We start from the raw sequence: 20,788 nt of genomic DNA, 5'->3' as shown, positions 1-20,788 counted from the left end.
ACGCACACCTGCGGTGACTTCCGTAGACTTGCTCCTTGTGTCTTTCGCTGATGCCACCATCGCTCGGCTCCCCCGACCGATCCAGCCCTTCGCCGAGCGGCATCACGAGCTCATCAAGTTCGCGATCGTCGGTGCAACGACGTTCGTCATCGACTCCGCGATCTTCTACACCCTGAAGCTGACGATCCTCGAGCCCAAGCCGGTCACCGCCAAAGTGATCGCGGGCATCGTCGCGGTCATCGCCTCCTACGTGCTGAACCGGGAATGGAGCTTCCGTAACCGCGGTGGCCGTGAACGTCACCACGAGGCTCTGCTGTTCTTTGGGGTCAGCGGTGTCGGCGTGCTGCTGAGCATGGCCCCGCTGTGGTTCTCGAGCTACGTGCTGGAACTGCGTGTCCCACACGTCTCGCTGACGATCGAGAACATCGCCGACTTCGTGTCCGCCTATGTCCTGGGCAACTTGCTGCAGATGGCGTTCCGGTTCTGGGCCTTCCGCCGTTGGGTCTTCCCCGACGAGTTCGGGCCCAGCCACGACAAGGGGCTGGAGTCCACGCTCACCGGCGGCGGCTTCGCCGAGGCCCTGGAGGACGAGTACGAGGCCAATGGCACCGTCACCCCACTGCGGCGCCGCCGGACTCCGCGTCAGCTGGGCGACTCTTCGGAGCCCAGGGTGTCGAAGACTTCGTGATACAGCAGTGAGTGCACCCGCTCCACGCGGGGAATGTCGTGGAACTCAAGCGGGTCTTGGCTCGCCGACTCGATGATCAGCGTGCCGGTACGCAACATGCGATCGAACAGCCCGTGCCGGAACTCCACACTGTTGATGCGCGCCAGCGGGATATCGATACCCGACCGGGTCAGCAGCCCGTGACGGAACATGACTCGGCGGTCAGTGATCACGAAATGCGTTGTGAGCCAATTCAAGAACTTCCACAACGTAAGCCAGCCGACCAGGATCAACCAGATTGCCGCGATGACGCCGAAGAGCACCTTCTTCGCGGTGGGGTCCCAGCTGGTGTTGTTCACGAGCGCGGCCACGAATGCGGCCAGGATCGTGGCGATCAGCAGCACGAGGATCGGACCGACCAGTCGTTTCCAATGCGGGTGGCGGTGCAGCACGACCTGTTCGCCCGCGGCCAGCACGTTCTCGGGATAGCCCACGCGCGGAAGATTACCTAGTTGCCCCGATCACCGAGCGCGTTGGAGATATTCGACGCAGTCGGCTTCGGTGCGGCCGGTCTGGGCCATACACACTCCGACCGCCGGGTCGCCGCCCTGCGCCACGTCGGGCATGGGGATGTCGCCAGGCGACAGCGACCAGAGGTAGGTGTCGGTGTCGGCGAGTCGCTCACAGTAGGTGGGGGAACCGTCGGCCGCGACGCCGGTCAGGCCGCCGGGCTGGCACGCGGTCGCGATGACAACGGGCGACGGCGCGGCGGGCGGCTCGGCCGGCGGGGCTTCGGTGCTCGTCGACGACGCTTCAGCGGAGGTGGTCGTCGCGGTCGTGCTCTGAGCCGCTGCCTGTTTCTCCCTCGCGTTGTCCTTCGCGCGGGACAGCTGAACCCAGATATCGGCGCCCGCACCGGCCAGCAGGGCAACGGTGATCAGCCCGGCGACCAGCGCGATCCAGGAATCCGCCCGCCCGCCCGACGGCCGGGCGCGGTCGACGCCGAGGGTTCCGCCGTCGGCCACATGCCGCGTCCACCGCACGCCGTCCCAATAACGGCATTGATGCCGGCCGGTGGGATCGACCGACCAACGTGCGGTCGAGGTCGCCGGCTCGACGCCCTGCGGTGCGACCAGAGGTGCACCGCAGTCGCCGCAGAAGCGCCGGTCGGCGGGATTGGCGTGACCGGACAGGCAGATGAGCAAGCCCGGCTCCAGCAAGTCTCCGCACTCGCCGCAGAAATACTGCCCCGCCGGGTTCTCATGGCCATTGGCGCAGGTCACCGCCGTCCTGTTAGACCGCCCCTGCGCCGCCACGTCCAGTTGATCCTCCATGATCCCGGCATCACGCTATCGCAGCCGCCCGGCGGCTCACGAGACCACGGTCACCATGTAGAGCATCGCGGCCACGACGGCAGCCACCGCCATGCACCCCGCCTCGATCATGACGATCGCGGTGGTCCGGTCGATTCGACGCGTCCCGTCCCCTGGCACCGCCCGCTCGCGCCGATAACCGGCCAGCGCGTACAGCAACCCCGCCGCGGCGAACAATGCGAGTTCGATCATCAGTTGCCTCCCAATCGGACGTCCCGGACCTCGGGCCGCTTGAGCACCAGCACGCCGCCGGAGTCGTAGATCTTCTGATAACCCTTCTCGGTCTGCAGCAGCTCCAGCGCGCGATGCGTGATCTCGCGGCTGACCCCGGCGCTGTAGCGGACGAAGTTCTCGTCCTGCTGGGTGTTCGAGAAGTATTGGACTTCGGGCTGGGCCGTACAGTCGGCCAGGTGCTCGGCGGTCTCGAAGCACGAGGTCTTCAGTTCGAACTTTCGCGGCACCCCGTAGAGGGCACCCTGTCCCCAATACCCGAGCCCGGCGTCGCCGATCTTGTCGACCAGTTCGGTACCGATTGCCAACTCGTGCGGTGTCGTTCGCTCGAATGAGATGTTGAGTCCACGGTTCGCGGTCACCAGCAGGGCGGTGGCGAACAGTACGAAGCCCGCCGCCGCCGCGGTCACCCGCCGCGCTACGACGCGGCCGCTGCGCGGACGCAGCAACGTCACGATGCTCAATGCGGCCAGCGGCGAAAGGATCGGTGACCCATAGAGAAAGGCGCGGATCGCCACTTCGCCGCCATAGCTCTGGAGCAACACCAGACCGAACGGCCCCAGAGCCAGCGCCGCCATGAGCCACGGCCGGCTGCGCGGCATTCGGCGCAGCCGCAGCCATCCGAGGCCGGCCATCGCCATGACCACCACCGCGGAGACGAGCCTGAGCAACTGCATGCGACGATAGGTGGGATCGCCCGTGATCTTCTGCGAGACACTGGAATTCAGATTCTGATCAACGCCACCAATGTCGGCGATCACCTGGCCGAGGTGGCCCGTCCAGTATGCGGTCGCACCATAGCGAAACCAGAAGATGAACATCACGAAGGCCGCCAGCCACAACAGCTTGTAGCGCGTCAGGCCGGCGACCGCGAAGACCACCAGCGCGCCGATCGCCGACAGTGGTGTCAACTGATGCTCCACCACCATCGCAGCCAGGATGACCACCAACGTCGCCTCGACCGCCAGCGTCCACCGCGCATCGCGGCCGGCCGCCCATCCCGGCAGCCGCCGCCATGCCGTCGTCAAGCGCTTGCGCAGACCACCCGCGAGGACCGGCACGTTCGATGTGCGCAACTGCCACAGCATTACGGCCAGGATCGTGGCGTAGAACTGCATCGCGACGGCCTGCGGGGCGAAATAGTCCTGCTGGTACCAGTTGAACAGGGTGAGCATCGTGACGCCGAGCCAGGCAACCCGCCGGCTCCCGGTAATCGACAGGCCGATCGAATACACCGGGAACATCAGCAGGACGCAGAAAACCAGTGAGGCGCTGACCACGAGGATCACGCTGTCGTACAGGCCGGTGGTGGTGATCAGATTGGCCGCCGCCGAGAAGAAACCCGCCCAGCTGATGCGGGCATCGACCGGCGGCGGCAGGGTACCGGCGGTGATCAGCCAGTTGGTGATCATGCGGTGTACGTAGCCGGTCACGAACGGCGCAGTGCCCAACGACCACGCGACCGGCATGGTGATGTACGCGGTGAGTACGACGTTGGCGACGGCGATCGTGAGCCGGTCGAGTGCGGCGCGGCGGTATTCGATCACGAAGACGACGCACAGCAGCACCAGCCCGGCCCAGTAGTCGACACCGAGGATGCCGACCAGTCCCAGGGCGCCCGCCGCTTGCACATCGAGCCGATAAACAGCGGTGGAGAACAACACCACCGCGGTCAGCAGCAGGATCGCGCTGACTCGCCGGTCTCCGGTCGGCGCCAATCCGCTTCGCGCCCAGCGCAGTACGCCCGCCGCGGGCGTCGGCTCCGGGCAGCGATACCACTGGCTCGCCAGCACCGCAGTGGCCACCACCCCCAGCATCAACACCACGTATTGGGCGGCGTACGGCCGATGAAAGTCACCCGCGTAATTGAATTGAGCGACAAGGATGTTGACCGAGAGTGACACCGACACCGCAACGGCGGTGAACAACCCGTTCGGCAATCGCAGCAGCGCAGCGACCGGGAGCCCGGGGACGGTGAACACCGCCAGAACTCCCACGACGGCGCGCAGCGACGGCGGCAGCACATCGGCCACGCCCACCCGGGCGAGCACGGTGACGATCAGTGAGGCGGTGATCAGGGCGGCCGAGGCGACGACGGCCAGAGGGAACCAGGGCGGCAGTGGCGTCCGGCGAGCCGGCGGTGCCGGGGAGCTCACGACGCTTTGCAGCACCGACCCAGCCTACCGTTAGCTGACGTCGCACGTGCAGGTGTCAACTTCCTGTGTACGACCAGATGGAAATCCAGTCGACCAGCACATGACCGCTATTGGTCCCGCTCCCGTTGGTCTCGACCTGCAGTTGCCAGCGCATCGGCTTGCTGGGTACATACTTGGTGCTGTCCAGCACCAGAGCGTCGTCGAGATAGAACCGGACATGGCCGGGCAGCCACTCGACGGTGTACACATGCCAGTCGGTGAACGTCTTGCCGGTGTCCACCCCGTCTTGGCCGCCGGTCGAACGGGCGTAGTGCGCGAACGCTTTGGCGGTCGAGGACAACGCGCCCTCCGGAAAATCCTCCTCGCCGTCGGTCGGCCAGAGTTCGGACTGCGGCCACAGCAGGAATGCGATGTGATACTCGGCCAGCGCGGCGGTGTCGACTTTGAGCCGCACCGAATAGCGACCGTAGGTCTGGTACTGGGTGCCGTTCGGCAGGATCGGGGACGGGCTGGCGCCCGCCGGCTGGCCGTCGACATTGTGCAGGTAATAGTTCAGCGTGCCGTTGCTGACACTGAGTACCTGGTCGGCGCGATACGGGCGATGTTGGTAGGTGTCGGTGAACGTCTGCGGATAGGTCAGCCACTGCTGGCCGTCGGCGCCCACGTAGACGACTTTGGCCGGATCCGCGGGGTTGGCCCAGCTTCCCGGCGCGGCGTCCTTGGTGAAGTTGTCGGCGAGGATGTGTTTCCACCCCGGAAGGTCGGCCAGCGGCGCCTGGGTCAGATCAGCGGGTTGCGAGGTCGTCGACGCCACGACGCTGACCGTGTCGACGTACAACGTGCGTACACAGAAGAACCACTGCGGATTGGTGAAAGTGATCCCGATCGCGTGCGTTCCCGCCGGGATGTTGGCGGTCGCGGTGTAGTCGGTCCATGTGGTCGCCGTGATCGGGCTCCGGCCGATCACCACGCCGTCGACGAGCACCGCGGCGACGGGCGCACCAAAACATTGCAGCCCCCTGGCACGCATGACGACTTTGATCGATTGCGGCAACGCAAGGGTCGTCGACAGCGTCACAGCGCCGGTCAAGCTGAGCGCGGTTCCACCGGATGCGCCTGCGTCGGTGACGATCTTGGCGCCCTTGGTCGTCGAGAGGCTCATCGTCTCGGCTTCGATCGACGTCGCGTCGGCGGCCGGCGCCGGCGGTGCCACAGCCAGGACCACGCCGCAGGCGACCGCCATCGCCATCACACTCGCCGAGCACCACCGGAACATCGCGGCTCCATCGCGTCGAAGGCGCTCGGCGAGCGCGAAGACCACGCTATGTGGGCAAAATCACTTTCCGTATTGGGCCGACCTATCACTTTGGTAACGATCGGCCGGAAGCGATCGGGTACTGATCTGCTCAGCAGGCTCCTCAATTCGCTTAGTTCCCAGCGCAATTCAGAATCGCGATCCACATTCCGGTCATGCGTCGACCAGCGGTGCGCCTCGACAAGCACCCGATCGGCCCAGGCAATCGGGACCGGGACACCCTGTGGCAGCGTATGGTTCCGGACTTATGCGAGATCGGCTGTGTAAATGCGGGCACGACCGTTCGGCACACGAACACTACCGGGGCGGAACGGATTGCGGGCTGTGTCCATGCGGTCGATTCCGGGGGCCGGGACCCGTCAGCACAGCGCTGGGCTGGATCACATCGATGGGCCGAGGCGACCGGTCCGATGGCTAGGTAAACTGGCAGTTCCCGGGTCGGGACCAAGGGAGCACATGCCTGCCGCCATTTCGCGAGCCGCTCGTGTGGTGATGTCTATGGCCATCGTGGCGGCCAGCGTCCTCGCACTCAACGTGGGTTCCTCCGCCCTGTTGCGCCCGGTCGCCGGCGCGCAGACCGGCAACGGCAACTGCCCCACCACGGCCGCCGCCACCCAGGGGTGGGGCGCCCCCAACCGCGTCGACGACTTCACCGAACCCGGGTCACTGCGCCAGTGGTCGATCTATGACGGACCGGGCCACAATGGCAACGGCCGACGCACCCGGGGTGCGGTTTCCGTCGCCGACGACAGGCTGACCCTCACCGGCGATGCTCAGGGAAACTCGGGTGGGATGGCGTGGCTCCCCGGTCAATTGCATGGCCGCTGGGAGGCCTGCGTCAAGTCCTCGCCATCGGGTCCCGACTACCACAGCTTGTTGCTGCTGTGGCCCGACGCCGAAAACTGGCCCGTCGGTGGTGAAGTCGACTTCATGGAGATCGGTGATCCCACGCGGCAGTCGGTCGAGGGCTGGCTGCATTACGGCCCGAACGACGAGCGCCAGTCGAGCGCAGTGCGGATCGATGCGACGCAGTGGCACAGCTGGGCGGTCGAATGGACGCCTGCGCGGGTGGCGATGTTCGTCGACGGCGTTCAGTGGTGGGAGACCACCAACCCGGCCGAACTGCCGCCGGGCCCGATGCACCTGTGCATTCAGCTCGACAACTTCGGCGCGGACCTGAGCAGCGGTGCATCCATGACGGTCGACTGGGCCCGCCAGTATCCGCTTTAACCCGCGCTGTTCGCGCGTGCCCGGCGCAGCCAGCGAATCGCCGGCGGCAACAAGACGAGCGCCGGAATCGCTTCGGCCGCAAGGTATGCCCAGCCCACACCGACCACTCCGGTGTGCGGCGTGATCAGTACCGTTCCCGCGACCACGGTCACAGTCGACACGCACCGCATCACGACCATCAGGGTCATCTTTCGGCTGACGCGTGCGAATCCCTCGTAGATCGCACTCACCGCAGACAGCGGCACGAACACCGCCGCCAGCACGAGCAGCCCCTGCCCTTGCGCTCGATAGTCAGAGCCGATGAGGCCGAGGACATACGGTCCGACCCCGACCAGCCCGAGCGCGCCGATGATTGATACCACGGCCATCATCTGCACCATCCGGGTGGACAGCGCTGCCACCTTGTCGGGGTGGGCCGCCACCTCCGCGACGAATGGACTCATCACCAGGTGTACCGCGAAGTACAGCGCATTGATGATCGCCCATGCCACGGCGAAGTGCGCGTTGGCCGCCGCTCCGAATCGGCTGACGACGATCAGCGGCACTACGAGTGGCCCGATGAGCCACAGCGTGGTGATCCCGAACGAGGACCCGACATACGACAGCAGATGTCGTTGGGCCGGAAGCTCGGACGGCCGGCGGAACTGAGCATGCGTCCGCCACCGCCGGCGCATCGCGGCCAGCACGAACAGAATTCCAGCGGCCGCAGTCGCGCCCCAGGCCAGCACGATAGACGCACCGCTGCCAGTCCAGACCAGACCGAACAGCGCCGCCAGCTTGACGACGGCATGAATCAGGTTCTTCGCCGCAGACCACTTCGTCACGCCGAGACCGACGGCGGTCTTGTCCAACAACGTGAACACCGCCAGCACCATCACCAGCAACGGATAACAGACCATCGCCCAGCCCGACGTGAACAATTCGTCGCGCGGACCGAACACCACCAGCGCCCAGCCGGCGAGCAGGCTCGTGCCCGCGACGACCAGATATCCCCGTTTGATCAGTGAGCCGGCCTTCTCGCCGGCCACCGGCAGGAAGCGTTCGTAGATGTTGTCGATGCTCAACATCGACATCATCGACAGCATCAGCGCCGAGGTGATCAGCGCCGCCGCCACACCCACTTCCGTTGCGGGATAAAGCCGTCCGGCAACTCCCCAGAAGACCAGACCCAACATCCCGGTCAGCAGACTGGAGGCGATCAACGCCAGTGAGTTGACCGTCATGTTGCGCCCAGCGGCGGGCGGCACAACCTCGGTGGTCACCATGAGCCGCCGACCTTCGACAGTCGGCGCCGCGACGCTGCAACGAGGTACACCCACGCCCCGGTCACGATGAATCGCAACGTGCCGCTGCCGATATCGGCAGGTAGATCGAATTTCACGGTCGTCGACGGTGCCGCCCGCTCGGCCGTGGACCGCAGATGGCGAACCATTGCCGGCCGGCGACGGGCGATCGTCTTCAGCGCGAGCATTGCCATCGGCGGGTCCGACGCGATCTTCGCCAGCCAGGCCCCCAAGCCCAAGCCGTAGCCCCTGGTCTGGGCACGCAGGTCATCAGCCGTGGCCCGATGCCGATGCCAGGCGATCGCGCCGGGCTCGCGCACGAGCTGACGCCCGGACCGCAGAATGCGGAAGAACATGTCGATGTCTTCTCCGCCGCTCACCTTCGTCCCGGCGCCGAGCCGTTCGTCGAAGCCGCCCAGACTCATCACCACCTGGCGGTCGACGGCGAAGTTGGCGCCGGTCCCGTAGTGCCGGACTTCGAAGGGAAACAACGGAACATCCTGCGGCGCGTGCGACCACTCGAAGACCCGAACGTGCGCCGATTCCGTCCAGCCCGCGCGGTTCTCGAAGTAAGCCTGTGCGGGGGTGCGCAGTTCACCGGCGGGCACCATACCGGACACACACGCCACCGAGTCGCCATACGTGAATCCCTTGACCAGGACACTGAGCCAGGCTGGGTCCATGACGACATCGTCGTCGACAAAGGCAACGATGGTCCCGGTGGCGGCCAGCAGACCGGTGTTCCTGGCCCGGGACAGACCGGGAACCGGTTCGGTGAGCAGTCGCACTCGATTGTCGGCGAGGCTTGTGACGTACTCACGGGTGGCGTCGGTGCGTGGCGCGTTGTCCACGATGAGCACATCGAAGTCCGGGTAGTCGGCGGCAAGGACCGATGCCACCGCCGACTTCAGCAGGTCGGTGCGATCCCTGGTGCACACGACCACGGTCACGTGAGGAAGTTCGGTCGATGCAATACCTTCCCTGACCGGCACCGGTGGTGATGGGCAGAGCCGTTGCGCGCCAACTTGATCCCGCAGCTCGGCGAAGACCACCTGCCCGTCGGTGACGGCGACATCGACGAACCCGACCGCACGATCCCGATCGCGGACCAGTAGTCGCGCTTTGGAGAATCCCTCGGCGTTCTGGAGTCGGCACTGCGCGGGTGTGCCACAGTCCGCGCTGGCCTTGTCGGCGGAAGCGACGGCGTCGAGCGACACTTCGCCGATCCAGATCGCCCCGGCCCAGCTCGGCCGGTCGGGATTCGGCAACACCGGCTCGAGCGTCAGGCAGACGGAATCGCCGGCGTTCATCGCGCGCCCCCGGACAAGCCGCGACCGACCTTGGCCCGGGCGAATCCGGCGGTGGTGGCGGCCAGCCCAAGACAGATCGTCAGGGCCCGGGCAAGTCCGTCGATGGTCATCGATCTCAATTCCCGCGCGACCGCCATCGGCAGCACCCTACTCACATAGGAGCGTTCGCTACTCAATCCTGCTGCTGTGCCGGCCATCTCGGTCACCACGGCCTTCGACAGGCCTTCGTGATAACACCTGCGCACGAAATACCGCAGCGTCGTACGGTCTTCGGAGACATAATGCTCGACCCGGATGTCGGGATCGAACAGCACCTGGTTGGCGGCCTGTGCCGCACGGACCCGGATGAACAGCTCGGTTTCCTCACAGCCGACCGGCGTGGCGCCGACTCGGCCCACCTCGGATCGGAAGCCGCCCACCTCGTCCAGCACCGAGCGCCGCAGTGACATGTTGCACCCAATCGGATTACGCACCGGCGCAGTCTGTTTCGGCTGCCCGATGTAGCTACACCCGACTACCCAGTCAAATTCCGGGGGCATCCAGCTGGGCCGGGCAGCCGGCCACACCGGGCTGGCGTAGCCACCCACCCCCACGACCGTCTCGTCTCGGTAGTGGTCACTGAGGTCTTCGGCCCACCCCGGCTGAGCCACCGCGTCGTCGTCGAGGAAGGCCACCACATCGCCATGTGCGGCGCGGACCCCGGTGTTGCGCGCCCCGGACAGCCCGCGCGTCTCGGTGTTCGGAATCACCCGGACTCGCGGGTCGGAACCGAAGAGCCGCTGTGCGGCGGCCAGCAATTCATCGCAGTGGTCGATCACCACGATCAGATCAACCGGCGTGTCGCCGCCGATCAGCACCGACTCCACCGCCTGGCGCAGCCGCTCCCAGCGCTCGGTGGTGTACGCACAGATCACCACCGACACCGTCACGGTGTCGCGCGGGGCGGTGGCGAGATTGCGCTCACGCGTCATGTCAGCCTGCCCATGATCGTCGCCGCGACGTCCGCACACTGCTCAACTTGAACAGCATCACCCGTTTCAGCAGGACGTCATATCGGTTCAACTTGCCCAGTAGCCGGTCCACATAGGGGATGTCCCAGCGCGGATCGTCGATCAGCCTGCGGGAGAACGTGTCCTGTTGCACCAGCTGCGATCGCGCTGAGGTCAGCGCGGTCAGCGAGCCGCCTCGGATGCGGTAGGCAGCCAGGGTCTCGGGCATGCCGTAGAAATGCCCAAAGCTCAACAGCCGGGTCCACAGGTCCATGTCGAGCGTGAACAGGTGCGGGCCACGGAAGCCACCGCACCGATCGAAATCACTGCGCCGGAACATCACCGACACCGGAGCGCCGACCGGGTTCTTGGCGCTGCGAACCATTTGCCGGATCACCCGCTCACCGGTTTGCCGACCCAGAATCCCCCGTAAACCCCGGGCAGCGAAGAGAAGGGCACCCGCATCATCGATGAAATCTGTTCGGCTGGCCACCACGGTCACGTCCGGGTTGCTCTGCAGGACGGCAGCCTGCGCCGCGACGCAGTTGTACTTGAGCGTGTCATCGGCACTGATCACTTTCACGAACTCACCTCGGCTGAGCCTGACCGCCAGGTTGTGGTTGTCCTCGGCCGACAGGGTGGTCTCGTTGCGGACCACCCGGACACGGTCGTCGGTGATCGCGTCCAGGATCGCCGGTGTCTCATCGGAGCTGTTGTTGTCGACGACGACGACCTCGAGGTCCGGGAACTCCTGTGCCAGCACACTGTCGAGGGTGTCCCGCAGATACTGGCCGGCTTGGAAGGCGGGTATACACAGCGAGACCTTCGGCCGTCTGGTCTCACTGCCCCGCTCGGTATGGCACTCTGACGAAATAGCCTGGCACACAGCTCAATCCCCCGTCCCGTCGGCCATCTCACGCGTGCCGCACGTCTGGTAACGATTGGTCGTGCGACTCGGCAACCCGGCGCAGCCGCGAACCCACAGCCTCGGTGACCTCGTTGTTGCGCACGCTGCGCCGCCATCCGCGCCGGCGCGCCCGCTGGAATTCGGCCAGGATGGTCCACAGGATGCGCAGGCCGTCCTTGGCGGCGTTGAGATTGCTGGCACCGTGAATGCGGTCGAGCTCGTAGCTGCTGACCTCGGCGATCTGCATACCGCTCGCGGCCACCCGCACGTTGATCAAGGACTCGATCTCGAAGCCGTCGCCCCACTGCGCGTCCCGAGTCTCGGTGGCGGGCAGGTCCATGACCTCGAGGCAGTCCCGCCAGAACGCGTTGTACCCGTAACACAGATCGGTGTACTTGGTGGCAAATAACGTGTTGACCAAGGTGTTGAGACCCCAATTACCCACCCGCCGGAGACGGGTGATGTCACTGCTGCCGCCCCCCTGGACGAACCGGGACCCCTTGGCGAAGTCCTTGCCCGAGATGAGCGCGCCGACGAAGCGCGGGATCTCGGCTGGGTCGGTGCTCCCGTCGGCGTCGATCATCACCACGATGTCGCCGGTGGCAGCCTCGAATCCACACGCCAGCGCGTTGCCCTTACCCTTCCGGGTTTGTCGCAGGTGAACACCGTTGGGCCACAGTTCGCGCGCCACCAACGCGGTGTTGTCCGCAGAATCTCCGTCGACGAACACGATTTCGTCGACGTCGTGCGGCAGCCGCGACGCGAGGTAGGCCAGGTTGCGCTCCTCGTTCAGCGCCGGTATCACCACCGAGATGGTGGGCCGACGCGTCGAGTGCGGCATCGCTTCCCAGATTCCGACGACGTTACTCATATGCGTGATTCCTCTCGGTACATCTGTTGTTGCGCAGGGGTTGTCGATAATTCGTTTGTCATGAAGCGGTCGTCACTGACCCATCGACCGGTGAGTTGGGGGTAGGCTGCCGTGACCTCGGCGAGGAGGTCGGGCAGGGTGAGCAGGACACAATCCGGTTCGGCGGCCAGGAGTTCGGCAGGCGCGATGATCGGCACGTCGGTGCCGGGCATCCGTCGTCCCTGCTTGGCCGGGGAGGCATCGGCGACCGCGGCGACGAGCGCAGTGGTCACTTCGGCGAGTGCAAACAACGCCACCGCACGCGATGCCGCACCGTAGGCGAAGACCCGGCGCCGCTGCGCAGCCTGGAGTTCCAGCCACTCCCGCAACCGTCGACAGTGAGCGTCGGTGGCCTGCTGCAGCCTTCCGACAGCCGCGGGATCGGTGATCGCCTTCTCGCCGGCGAGAATACGGCGCACCGAGGCGGGCGGGGCGAGATGACCGTGCCGCGCGGCAACCAACACCGTTCCGCCGTACAGGTCGAATTCCCACGCCTCGACCGCGCTCATCCCCACCTGCTTCAGCAGTCCGAGCAACGCGGTCGTCGAGTAGTAGGCGTAGTGGCCGTGCCGCAGGGCGTTCCACTGGTGCTTGCCGACGATCGTCGCCAGTGAGTGGTACTGGACAAGCAGCACACCGTCTTTGGCCGTCGCCAGTGCGCGGCGCGTGAACGCGTTCAGCTGGTCGGGCTCGTGCATGAGGCCGAAGCTGTCTAGGACCACGTCGCCCACCTCGGCCGGGGCGAACCCGCGTTCGGCGAGCAACGGCAGCCAGGTGCCCCCGTGCGGACTGCCGAACTCACGCACCGTCGAGCCCCGCAGCAGGTGCGCTGCGGCCACCCGGGCCACCGCGTCGGCCGCCTGGCGTTGAAGCGCCTGCGGCTCGACGCCGCGCGGTTCGTCGGTCACGGTGTCGTCATCGGCCAGTTGGGCCAGGCCGCACGTCGTGCACATGACCATCGCCAATGGGTGCGCCGATTCATCCGGCGCAACGGGATCGGCGGCGGACGGGAAGAAGTCCTGGGCGGGAACGCGTCCCAGATCCAACACGGGCACCAGGCCCGGACCACGACACCCTCGGCAACGGCTCATGGCAGCATGGCCTCGTGGAGATCAAGCAAACCGATATCGCCGGCCTGCTGGTGCTCGTCCCCCAGCCGTTCTTCGACGACCGCGGTTTCTTCACCCGCACCTTCGACGCCGATGTCTTCGACAACCACCTTGGCGCGCCGGGTCTCAGCGCATCGTTCATCCAGGATTCCCAGTCGCGCTCGGTGCGGGGAACGATCCGTGGCATGCACGGCCGCTCGGGGCACGGTGAATCGAAATTGATTCGGTGCGCCAACGGCGCCGTGCACGATGTCGTCGTCGATATCCGGCGTCAATCGCCGACGTTCGGCCAGCAGGCGTCGGTCGTCCTCGACGACACCGACTTTCGCCACCTCTTCGTGCCGCGCGGATTCCTGCACGGCTTCCAGGCCCTGACGCCGACCGCCGATGTCTGCTACCGGATCGACCGTCCGCACGATCCGGGCGAAGACCTCGCGGTCGCCTTCGACGACCCCGATCTCGCCATAGCGTGGCCGATTGCTCCCACGGCCGTCTCGGCACGCGACCGGGCGGCGGGCAGCTGGCGCGATTTGGTCAGCCAACTCGACCGGCCTGATACATAGTCGCGTCGAGCACACCGGATTCGCGAAGCTCCTTCAGCCGGGCCAGCCGAGTAAACCGGCCGGCGAAACCGTCGTGGGTCAGCTCATGGTTGGTGTAGGTGGCATACAGCTCCGCAGCACCGGCCTCCACGCTCCATTGCGGCTGGAATCCCAGGCGGTCGCGGACCTTCGCGAAATCGACTCGGTAGGAACGCGGATCGGCACCGGTCTCCCCGGTGATATGCAGTTCCGCGGCCGGGACGACGTCGACCACGGCCTGCGCGATCTCGGCCACCGTGAGGTTGTTGGCCTCGGCGCCGACGTTGAACGCCTGGCACCAGATGGCCTGAACCGGCGCGGTCAGGCACAGCAGGAACGCCTCGGCGATGTCCTGGGCGTGGACCAGCGGCCGCCACGGTGTGCCGTCGGAGAGCACCTTCACCACACCGGTGAGCACCGCGTGCCCGACCAGATTGTTGAGAACGATGTCGGCACGAAGCCGCGGTGAGAAGCCGAAAGCCGTTGCATTCCGCAGGAATACGGGTGCGAATCCGGAGTCGGCGATCGCGACCAGGTCGTCCTCCACCCGGACTTTGCTCTCCGCATACGGCGTCAGCGGACGAAGGGGCGCTTGCTCGTCGACCAGGTCGTCGCCGGCCGATCCGTACACCGAACACGTCGAGGCATACAGGAAGCGGGACACGCCGGCCGCTTTGGCCGCGTGCGCCAGTCGTACCGACGCCCGGTGGTTGATCTCGAAGGTGACGTCGGGGGCGAGATCGCCGAGCGGGTCGTTGGACAACGCCGCCAGGTGGACGACGGCATCCACCCCGACCAGATCATCGGTGGTGACATCACGCAGATCCACCGGGCCTCCCCCGCGGATCTGGACCGGGTCGACAGGCATGGGACCCAGCACGCAGTCGGCGAAATAGCCTGCGTCGACACCGACGACGTCATGCCCCGCCGATCGCAGAACGCCGACCATGACCGTGCCGAGGTACCCCTGGTGACCGGTGACGAGGACGCGCACTCAACGACCTCCGAATCCGATTGACATTTTTTCTGCGGTGAACGCCTCCGCGTGCCGGCTGCGGCACTGGATCCCACGCAACCGTGACAAGCCGAGGAAGGCCTCCTCGTCGAACCAGTCGTGCATCGCCTGCGACGGGTAGTGCTTACCCAGGAGGTGGGCCTTCTTCTCGGCGACCCCGTGCGGCAGCGGGTGAAACAGATTCGGCTGCGGAGTGTCGGTTTCCCACTTCAAGATTTCGTACCCGAGAATCAGATGGTCGCGGAACTCGGTCGGCAGCAGCTCCGCGAGCAGCCGGTGGTCCTGGTGGGCGTCATGCCGCTGCGGACCGAAAACAATTGCCGGGTCGCAGGATTGGCGGAATTCGTGCAGGGCTGCCTTCACCTCCTGCCAGTGTGCCGGTGAACGGCCGTCCGGGATGTCCAGCACGGTGACCCGCACCGAAGCGCCCGGGCAGAACGCGTCGAGCGCGGCCCGCTCCTCGGACTCACGCTCGCTACCGCCGCCTGAGAGCACCAGCGCATGCACGCGAAGCCCCGGCGTGTCCGCCGACAGCGCCAACAACGTGCCGCCCATTCCGATGGCGATGTCGTCGCAGTGCGCCCCGGCCACCGCGATCTCTTCGACATTGTCGGCCAGCAGTTCACGCATGGGCGGGCTCCCACAATGCCCAGGGCCGATTCCCGTGGCGGTAGCCCTCGTCCAGTTCGGCGCGCTCCTTGAAGGTGTCGGCCGGCTTCCAGAAACCCTCGTGCCGATAGCCGAACAGCCGGCCCTGTCCGGCCAGGGCTTCACACGCATCGGCGACCAGGTCGCCGCCGGCAGGCAGATAGTCGAAAACCTCTTGGGAGAGAACGAAGAAGCCGCCGTTGATCCAGATCGGGAAGTTCGCGACGGGCACGATTTCCTTGACCTCGCCGGAGTCTTTGACCGCGACACAGTGAAACGACTGCTGTGGCGGCACGAGCATCATCGACACCGCGGCGCCGGAGGCGTGGAAGGCGTCCACGATGTCATCGAGCCGTGCATCGGTCAGCACATCGGCGTAGTTGGCGAGGAAGTATTCGTCACCGTCGAGGTGCTCACGCACCCGCCGCAACCGCTCGCCGATGGGCGACTCCAGTCCGGTGTCGACGAAGGTGATCGTCCAGTCGCTGATGTCGTTGTCCAGCAATTGGATCTCGCCGTCGCGCATCACGAAGTCGTTCGACTCGGTCTCCCGATACTCCAGGAAGTAGTCCTTGATGCGCGACGCCCCGTAGCCCAGGCAGAGGATGAACTCCTTGTGCCCGAAGTGAGCGTAGTAGCGCATCACATGCCACAGCAGCGGCCGGGGCCCGACCATCTGCATGGGCTTGGGAACGTCGTCGGCCACGGTGTTGCGCATCCGCATGCCGTACCCGCCGCAGAACAGGACCACTTTCATCGACTTTGACCCCCAACCACTTCCGGCTTCCCACTGATCACATGAAGGTTCGGCAGGGGGTAGACAAGTTGGCCACCCCAGTCGGTGACGTACGAGAGCTGTGCGGTCAGCTCGGCTTCCAAATTCCACGGCAGTACCAGCACGACATCGGGACGGTCCTCGTCGATGACCGCGGGCTCGCGGATCGGAATGCGGGCGCCCGGCGTGAATCGGCCATGCTTGTACGGGTTGCGATCCACCGTGTAGTCCACGAGGTCGCTGCGGATTCCGCAGTAGTTCAGCAGGGTGTTGCCCTTGCCGGGGGCGCCGTAGCCGACGACGCGCCGGTTCGCCGCCTTACAGTCCAGGAGGAACCTCAGCAGTTCGTGGCGCACCGTTTCGGTACGGGACCGCAGACCGAGATACCCGGCAGTGTCGTGCAGCCCGGCCCGTTGCTCCATACCGAGGATGTCGAAGAAGCGCGACGTCGGTTCAGCGCCAACCGAATCCGGCCGCGCCCACAATCGAATCGATCCGCCGTGCGTGGGGATCAGCTCGGCGTCGACGACGGTGAGACCGGCGGCGGCAAGGGCTCTGGTCGCCGTGAGCACGGTGTAGTACTGGAAGTGCTCGTGGTAGATGGTGTCGAACTGGCCGAGCGTCACCAGGTTCAGCGCGTGGTGGACCTCGATGCTCAGCCAGCCGTCGTCGGCGAGCAGGATCCGCAGCGCCCGGCCGAAACCTGCGATGTCGGGCACGTGGGCGTAGACGTTGTTGGCGACGACGAGGTCTGCGGTGCCGTGCTCGCGCACTACCGCCCGCGCCACCTGCTCGTCGAGGAAGTCGGTTCGAGTCGGCACCCCGCGGTCGCGGGCCGCGGCTCCGACGTTGTGTGATGGTTCGATGCCCAGGCAGGGGATTCCCGCTGCCACCACGTGCTGCAGCAGGTAGCCGTCGTTGCTGGCCACTTCGACGACAAACGATTCCGGACCGAGGCCAAGCCGTTCGGCGGCGCCGCCGACGAAGGTCGCGGCGTGCCGAACCCAGCTGTCGGAAAAGGACGAGAAGTACGCGTACTCGGTGAAGGTGTCCTCCGGTGTGATCAGGGCTGGGATCTGCAGCAGCAGACACCCTTCGCAGAGCCGCAGATGCAGCGGGTAGGTCGGCTCCGGCGCATCGAGGTCGTCGGCACCCAGGAACCGCTCACATGGCGGCGTGGCACCCAGGTCGAGAACACTGATGAGTCGGTTAGAGCCGCACAGACGACAACGCACGCAACCTCGATTCGGTCCGCACTCCACTCCCCGCGGCGGCGGTGCATCGATTTGCCCGCCGGCCGCCCGATCGTGCGATTTCGTATTCCGATTTCGCCCGACGGTCTCCGGCAGTTGTTCGCTCGATCGAACTCTAGCTATCGAATGTCAAAAGTGGCAACCGCTAAACGGTCGTTCGCTGACAAGTGTGATCTAAACCATAAGATAAGCAAACTTTTATTTACTGCGAGCGCGTTAATTGGTGCGCTACTTGGGTATACACCCAGCTGATCGGATCTCGCTCGCTGAGTCGATGGTTTGCCACCCATTTGTCAGACATTGCTAATCCCATCGCCGGTCAGCGACCCAGTTAAGCGCAAGGTGTCCCATTTCTGGGACTTCAGCATCGCAGTCGGGAATTTGCCATAAGTCCACGTATGCGTAGCAGTAGATGGCCACTCGACGAGGAGGCGAGCCCGGCCGATACCATCGGCACCCATGACGAGCGTTACGGAACCGGCCGCCGGCCACACGATCGACATCCACACCACCGCGGGCAAGCTGGCCGATCTGCGTCAACGCGCCGAGGAGTCCCTGCACCCGGTCGGCGAGACCGCGGTGGAGAAGGTCCACGCCAAGGGCAAGCTGACCGCTCGCGAACGGATCCTGGCGCTGCTGGATGAGGGATCGTTCGTCGAGCTCGACGCGCTCGCCCGGCACCGCAGCACCAACTTCGGGCTGCAGGAGAACCGCCCCGTCGGCGACGGCGTGGTGACCGGCTACGGCACCATCGACGGCCGCGAGGTCTGCATCTTCAGCCAGGACGCCACGGTGTTCGGCGGCAGCCTGGGCGAGGTGTACGGCGAGAAGATCGTCAAGGTCCAGGAACTGGCCATCAAGACCGGCCGTCCGCTGATCGGCATCAACGACGGCGCCGGCGCCCGCATCCAGGAGGGTGTGGTCTCGCTCGGCCTCTACAGCCGGATCTTCCACAACAACATCAAGGCCTCCGGCGTGATCCCGCAGATCTCGCTGATCATGGGTGCCGCGGCCGGCGGTCACGTCTACTCCCCCGCGCTGACCGACTTCGTCATCATGGTCGACCAGACCAGCCAGATGTTCATCACCGGCCCCGACGTCATCAAGACCGTCACGGGCGAGGACGTCACCATGGAGGAGCTGGGCGGCGCCCACACTCACATGGCCAAATCCGGCACCGTGCACTACGTCGCCTCCGGTGAGCAGGACGCCTTGGACTACGTCCGAGACCTGCTGAGCTACCTGCCGCCCAACAACTACGCCGAGCCGCCGCGCTATCCGGCGCCGCCGCATCCCGGCGCCATCGAGGACAACCTCACCGACGAGGACCTCGAGCTGGACACGCTGATCCCGGATTCGCCGAACCAGCCGTACGACATGCACGAGGTGATCACCCGCATCCTCGACGACGACGAGTTCCTCGAGGTCCAGGCGGGCTACGCGCAGAACATCGTCATCGGCTTCGGGCGGATCGACGGGCGCCCGGTCGGCATCGTGGCCAACCAGCCGACCCAGTTCGCCGGCTGCCTGGACATCAACGCCTCCGAGAAGGCCGCCCGGTTCGTGCGCACCTGCGACTGCTTCAACATCCCGATCGTGATGCTGGTCGACGTGCCGGGCTTCCTGCCGGGCACCGAGCAGGAATACAACGGCATCATCCGGCGCGGCGCGAAGCTGCTCTACGCCTACGGCGAGGCCACCGTCGCCAAGATCACCGTCATCACCCGCAAGGCCTACGGCGGTGCCTACTGCGTCATGGGTTCCAAGGACATGGGCTGCGACGTCAACGTCGCGTGGCCGACAGCTCAGATCGCGGTCATGGGCGCCTCGGGTGCGGTCGGCTTCGTCTACCGCAAGGACCTCAAGGAAGCGGCGAGCGAGGGCAAGGACGTGGACGCCCTGCGCCTCGAGTTGCAGCAGACCTACGAGGACACGCTGGTGAACCCGTACATCGCTGCCGAGCGCGGCTACGTCGACGCGGTGATCCCGCCGTCGCACACCCGCGGATACATCTCGACCGCCCTGCGGCTGCTCGAGCGCAAGATCGCTCAGGTGCCGCCGAAGAAGCACGGGAACATCCCACTGTGACAAGGGGCTGCCGCCGATGACCAAACACGAAGACATCACCGAACTCAGCGACCCGCGGGACATCACGCTCGACAACCCGGAGCCGCTGCAGCCCGAGATCCGCATCGAAAAGGGCAATCCGAGCGACGAGGACATCGCCGCTCTGGTCACCGTGCTGGCCGCGGCCAGCGGCGGCAACGCCGCGCCGGGCCCGCAGGAGCTCAACCTGTGGGGCCACCCGGTCGACAAGCTGCGCTACCCGATCCACAGCTGGCACCGCGTGACCTTGCTGGAACGGACCCACATGCGCCGATGACCACCCGGGTGGTCTTGGGCTCGGCCTCGACTGGTCGACTGCGCGTCCTGCGCAACGCAGGCATCGATCCGCTGGTCGTGGTTTCGGGTGTCGACGAGGACGCCATCGTCGCCAACCTGGGTACCGACGCCGAACCCGGCGACGTCGTCACCGCACTGGCGCAGGCGAAAGCCGGTGCCGTCCATCACGCTTTGGAATCCGGCGTCGCCGCGGATTGCGTTGTGATCGGCTGTGATTCGATGCTTTACCTCGACGGGCAGCTCCGCGGGAAACCGGGCACTGCCGAACAGGCTGTCCTGCAATGGAATTCAATGGCCGGCCGGGAGGGACTGCTCTACACCGGGCACTGCGCAATCCGGGTGCTGCACGGCGCGGCCGCACACACCGCAACACAGGCGGCGGTCACCCGGGTCCGGTTCGCCAGTCCCAGCGCCGCCGACTTGGCGGCCTACGTGGCCAGCGGTGAGCCACTGCAGGTCGCCGGTGCGTTCACGCTCGACGGGCTGGGCGGCTGGTTCATCGACGGCATCGACGGCGACCCGTCCAACGTGGTGGGCCTGGGCCTGTCGGTGACACGTCGGCTCCTGGGCGACGTCGGGCTGACGATCGGCGACCTGTGGGCGGCTAATCCGGTCCGCTGATCAGCGGTAGGC

The 20,788-nt window shown here is 66.0% G+C and carries 21 protein-coding genes; 6 read left to right on the top strand and 15 right to left on the bottom strand.

The window, feature by feature from the left end; all coding sequences use genetic code 11:
- Positions 1-37 precede the first annotated feature (37 nt).
- Entirely contained in the window at positions 38-688 is a 651-nt protein-coding gene (locus AB431_RS07800) for a GtrA family protein (protein ID WP_047329455.1), read from the top strand.
- On the opposite strand, the gene AB431_RS07795 is transcribed toward AB431_RS07800, so the two are convergent.
- The 5 genes from AB431_RS07795 to AB431_RS29485 are packed head-to-tail and all read right to left on the bottom strand — an operon-like array spanning position 643 to position 5,703.
- Positions 643-1,161, bottom strand: coding sequence for a PH domain-containing protein (locus tag AB431_RS07795; RefSeq protein WP_047329454.1), 519 nt, complete (start codon positions 1,159-1,161; stop codon positions 643-645). The two genes, AB431_RS07800 and AB431_RS07795, sit on opposite strands and share 46 nt — an antisense overlap.
- 27 nt (positions 1,162-1,188) lie before the next feature.
- Positions 1,189-2,001, bottom strand: coding sequence for a DUF2510 domain-containing protein (locus AB431_RS07790; protein ID WP_082135590.1), 813 nt, complete (start codon positions 1,999-2,001; stop codon positions 1,189-1,191).
- 36 nt (positions 2,002-2,037) lie between these two features.
- Entirely contained in the window at positions 2,038-2,232 is a 195-nt protein-coding gene (locus AB431_RS07785) for a hypothetical protein (protein ID WP_047329452.1), read from the bottom strand.
- Positions 2,232-4,442 (bottom strand): hypothetical protein, encoded by a 2,211-nt coding sequence (locus AB431_RS07780; protein ID WP_144418215.1) that lies wholly within the window; start codon positions 4,440-4,442, stop codon positions 2,232-2,234. The genes AB431_RS07785 and AB431_RS07780 overlap by 1 nt, the downstream gene beginning before the upstream one ends.
- Before the next feature lie 40 nt (positions 4,443-4,482).
- Positions 4,483-5,703: a carbohydrate-binding domain-containing protein gene (locus AB431_RS29485; RefSeq protein ID WP_144418214.1), complete on the bottom strand. Its 1,221-nt coding sequence runs from the start codon at positions 5,701-5,703 to the stop codon at positions 4,483-4,485.
- 537 nt (positions 5,704-6,240) lie between these two features.
- Between AB431_RS29485 and AB431_RS07770 the strand changes: the two genes are divergently transcribed.
- Positions 6,241-6,972 (top strand): glycoside hydrolase family 16 protein, encoded by a 732-nt coding sequence (locus AB431_RS07770; protein WP_235435850.1) that lies wholly within the window; start codon positions 6,241-6,243, stop codon positions 6,970-6,972.
- Here AB431_RS07770 and AB431_RS07765 read toward each other — a convergent pair.
- The 6 genes from AB431_RS07765 to AB431_RS07740 are packed head-to-tail and all read right to left on the bottom strand — an operon-like array spanning position 6,969 to position 13,462.
- The gene (locus AB431_RS07765) at positions 6,969-8,237 is read right to left on the bottom strand and encodes a lipopolysaccharide biosynthesis protein (protein ID WP_047329450.1); all 1,269 of its coding nucleotides are present in this window, start codon (positions 8,235-8,237) and stop codon (positions 6,969-6,971) included. The genes AB431_RS07770 and AB431_RS07765 overlap by 4 nt on opposite strands.
- Entirely contained in the window at positions 8,231-9,565 is a 1,335-nt protein-coding gene (locus AB431_RS07760) for a glycosyltransferase family 2 protein (RefSeq protein ID WP_047329449.1), read from the bottom strand. The genes AB431_RS07765 and AB431_RS07760 overlap by 7 nt, the downstream gene beginning before the upstream one ends.
- A complete protein-coding gene (locus AB431_RS07755) occupies positions 9,562-10,536 on the bottom strand; it encodes a glycosyltransferase family 2 protein (RefSeq protein ID WP_047329448.1) in 975 nt (324 codons plus the stop codon). Before AB431_RS07755 ends, AB431_RS07760 begins: the two co-directional genes overlap by 4 nt.
- 1 nt (position 10,537) lies before the next feature.
- Positions 10,538-11,440, bottom strand: coding sequence for a glycosyltransferase (locus AB431_RS07750; RefSeq protein ID WP_235435849.1), 903 nt, complete (start codon positions 11,438-11,440; stop codon positions 10,538-10,540).
- A 28-nt stretch (positions 11,441-11,468) separates the two neighbouring features.
- Entirely contained in the window at positions 11,469-12,332 is an 864-nt protein-coding gene (locus AB431_RS07745; RefSeq protein WP_082135589.1) for a glycosyltransferase family 2 protein, read from the bottom strand.
- Positions 12,329-13,462: a methyltransferase domain-containing protein gene (locus AB431_RS07740; protein ID WP_047329447.1), complete on the bottom strand. Its 1,134-nt coding sequence runs from the start codon at positions 13,460-13,462 to the stop codon at positions 12,329-12,331. The genes AB431_RS07745 and AB431_RS07740 overlap by 4 nt, the downstream gene beginning before the upstream one ends.
- Positions 13,463-13,476: 14 nt before the next feature.
- On the opposite strand from AB431_RS07740, the gene rfbC reads away from it, so the two are divergent.
- Entirely contained in the window at positions 13,477-14,043 is a 567-nt protein-coding gene (gene rfbC, locus AB431_RS07735; RefSeq protein ID WP_047329446.1) for a dTDP-4-dehydrorhamnose 3,5-epimerase, read from the top strand.
- On the opposite strand, the gene AB431_RS07730 is transcribed toward rfbC, so the two are convergent.
- From AB431_RS07730 to AB431_RS07715, 4 genes are read right to left on the bottom strand one after another with little or no spacing between them, the layout of a single operon-like run.
- A complete protein-coding gene (locus AB431_RS07730) occupies positions 14,015-15,055 on the bottom strand; it encodes an NAD(P)-dependent oxidoreductase (protein WP_047329445.1) in 1,041 nt (346 codons plus the stop codon). The genes rfbC and AB431_RS07730 overlap by 29 nt on opposite strands.
- Positions 15,056-15,706 (bottom strand): PIG-L deacetylase family protein, encoded by a 651-nt coding sequence (locus tag AB431_RS07725; protein WP_047329444.1) that lies wholly within the window; start codon positions 15,704-15,706, stop codon positions 15,056-15,058.
- Positions 15,699-16,481, bottom strand: a complete 783-nt coding sequence (locus tag AB431_RS07720) for a sugar phosphate nucleotidyltransferase (RefSeq protein ID WP_047329443.1) — start codon at positions 16,479-16,481, stop codon at positions 15,699-15,701. The genes AB431_RS07725 and AB431_RS07720 overlap by 8 nt, the downstream gene beginning before the upstream one ends.
- The gene (locus AB431_RS07715; protein ID WP_047329442.1) at positions 16,478-17,734 is read right to left on the bottom strand and encodes a class I SAM-dependent methyltransferase; all 1,257 of its coding nucleotides are present in this window, start codon (positions 17,732-17,734) and stop codon (positions 16,478-16,480) included. The genes AB431_RS07720 and AB431_RS07715 overlap by 4 nt, the downstream gene beginning before the upstream one ends.
- 477 nt (positions 17,735-18,211) lie before the next feature.
- On the opposite strand from AB431_RS07715, the gene AB431_RS07710 reads away from it, so the two are divergent.
- Genes AB431_RS07710 through AB431_RS07700 form a run of 3 tightly spaced genes read left to right on the top strand, consistent with a single transcriptional unit; the run spans position 18,212 to position 20,776 of the window.
- Entirely contained in the window at positions 18,212-19,840 is a 1,629-nt protein-coding gene (locus AB431_RS07710) for an acyl-CoA carboxylase subunit beta (protein ID WP_047329441.1), read from the top strand.
- Positions 19,841-19,856: 16 nt separating this feature from the next.
- Positions 19,857-20,135 (top strand): acyl-CoA carboxylase subunit epsilon, encoded by a 279-nt coding sequence (locus tag AB431_RS07705; RefSeq protein WP_047329440.1) that lies wholly within the window; start codon positions 19,857-19,859, stop codon positions 20,133-20,135.
- A complete protein-coding gene (locus tag AB431_RS07700; protein ID WP_047329439.1) occupies positions 20,132-20,776 on the top strand; it encodes a nucleoside triphosphate pyrophosphatase in 645 nt (214 codons plus the stop codon). The genes AB431_RS07705 and AB431_RS07700 overlap by 4 nt, the downstream gene beginning before the upstream one ends.
- The last annotated feature ends 12 nt before the right edge of the window (positions 20,777-20,788 follow it).

It is taken from the genome of Mycobacterium sp. EPa45 (assembly GCF_001021385.1).
Taxonomy (GTDB): Bacteria; Actinomycetota; Actinomycetes; order Mycobacteriales; family Mycobacteriaceae; genus Mycobacterium.
The sequence above is the reverse complement of the archived record's forward strand: the minus strand, read 5'-3'. Positions and strand labels throughout refer to the sequence as shown.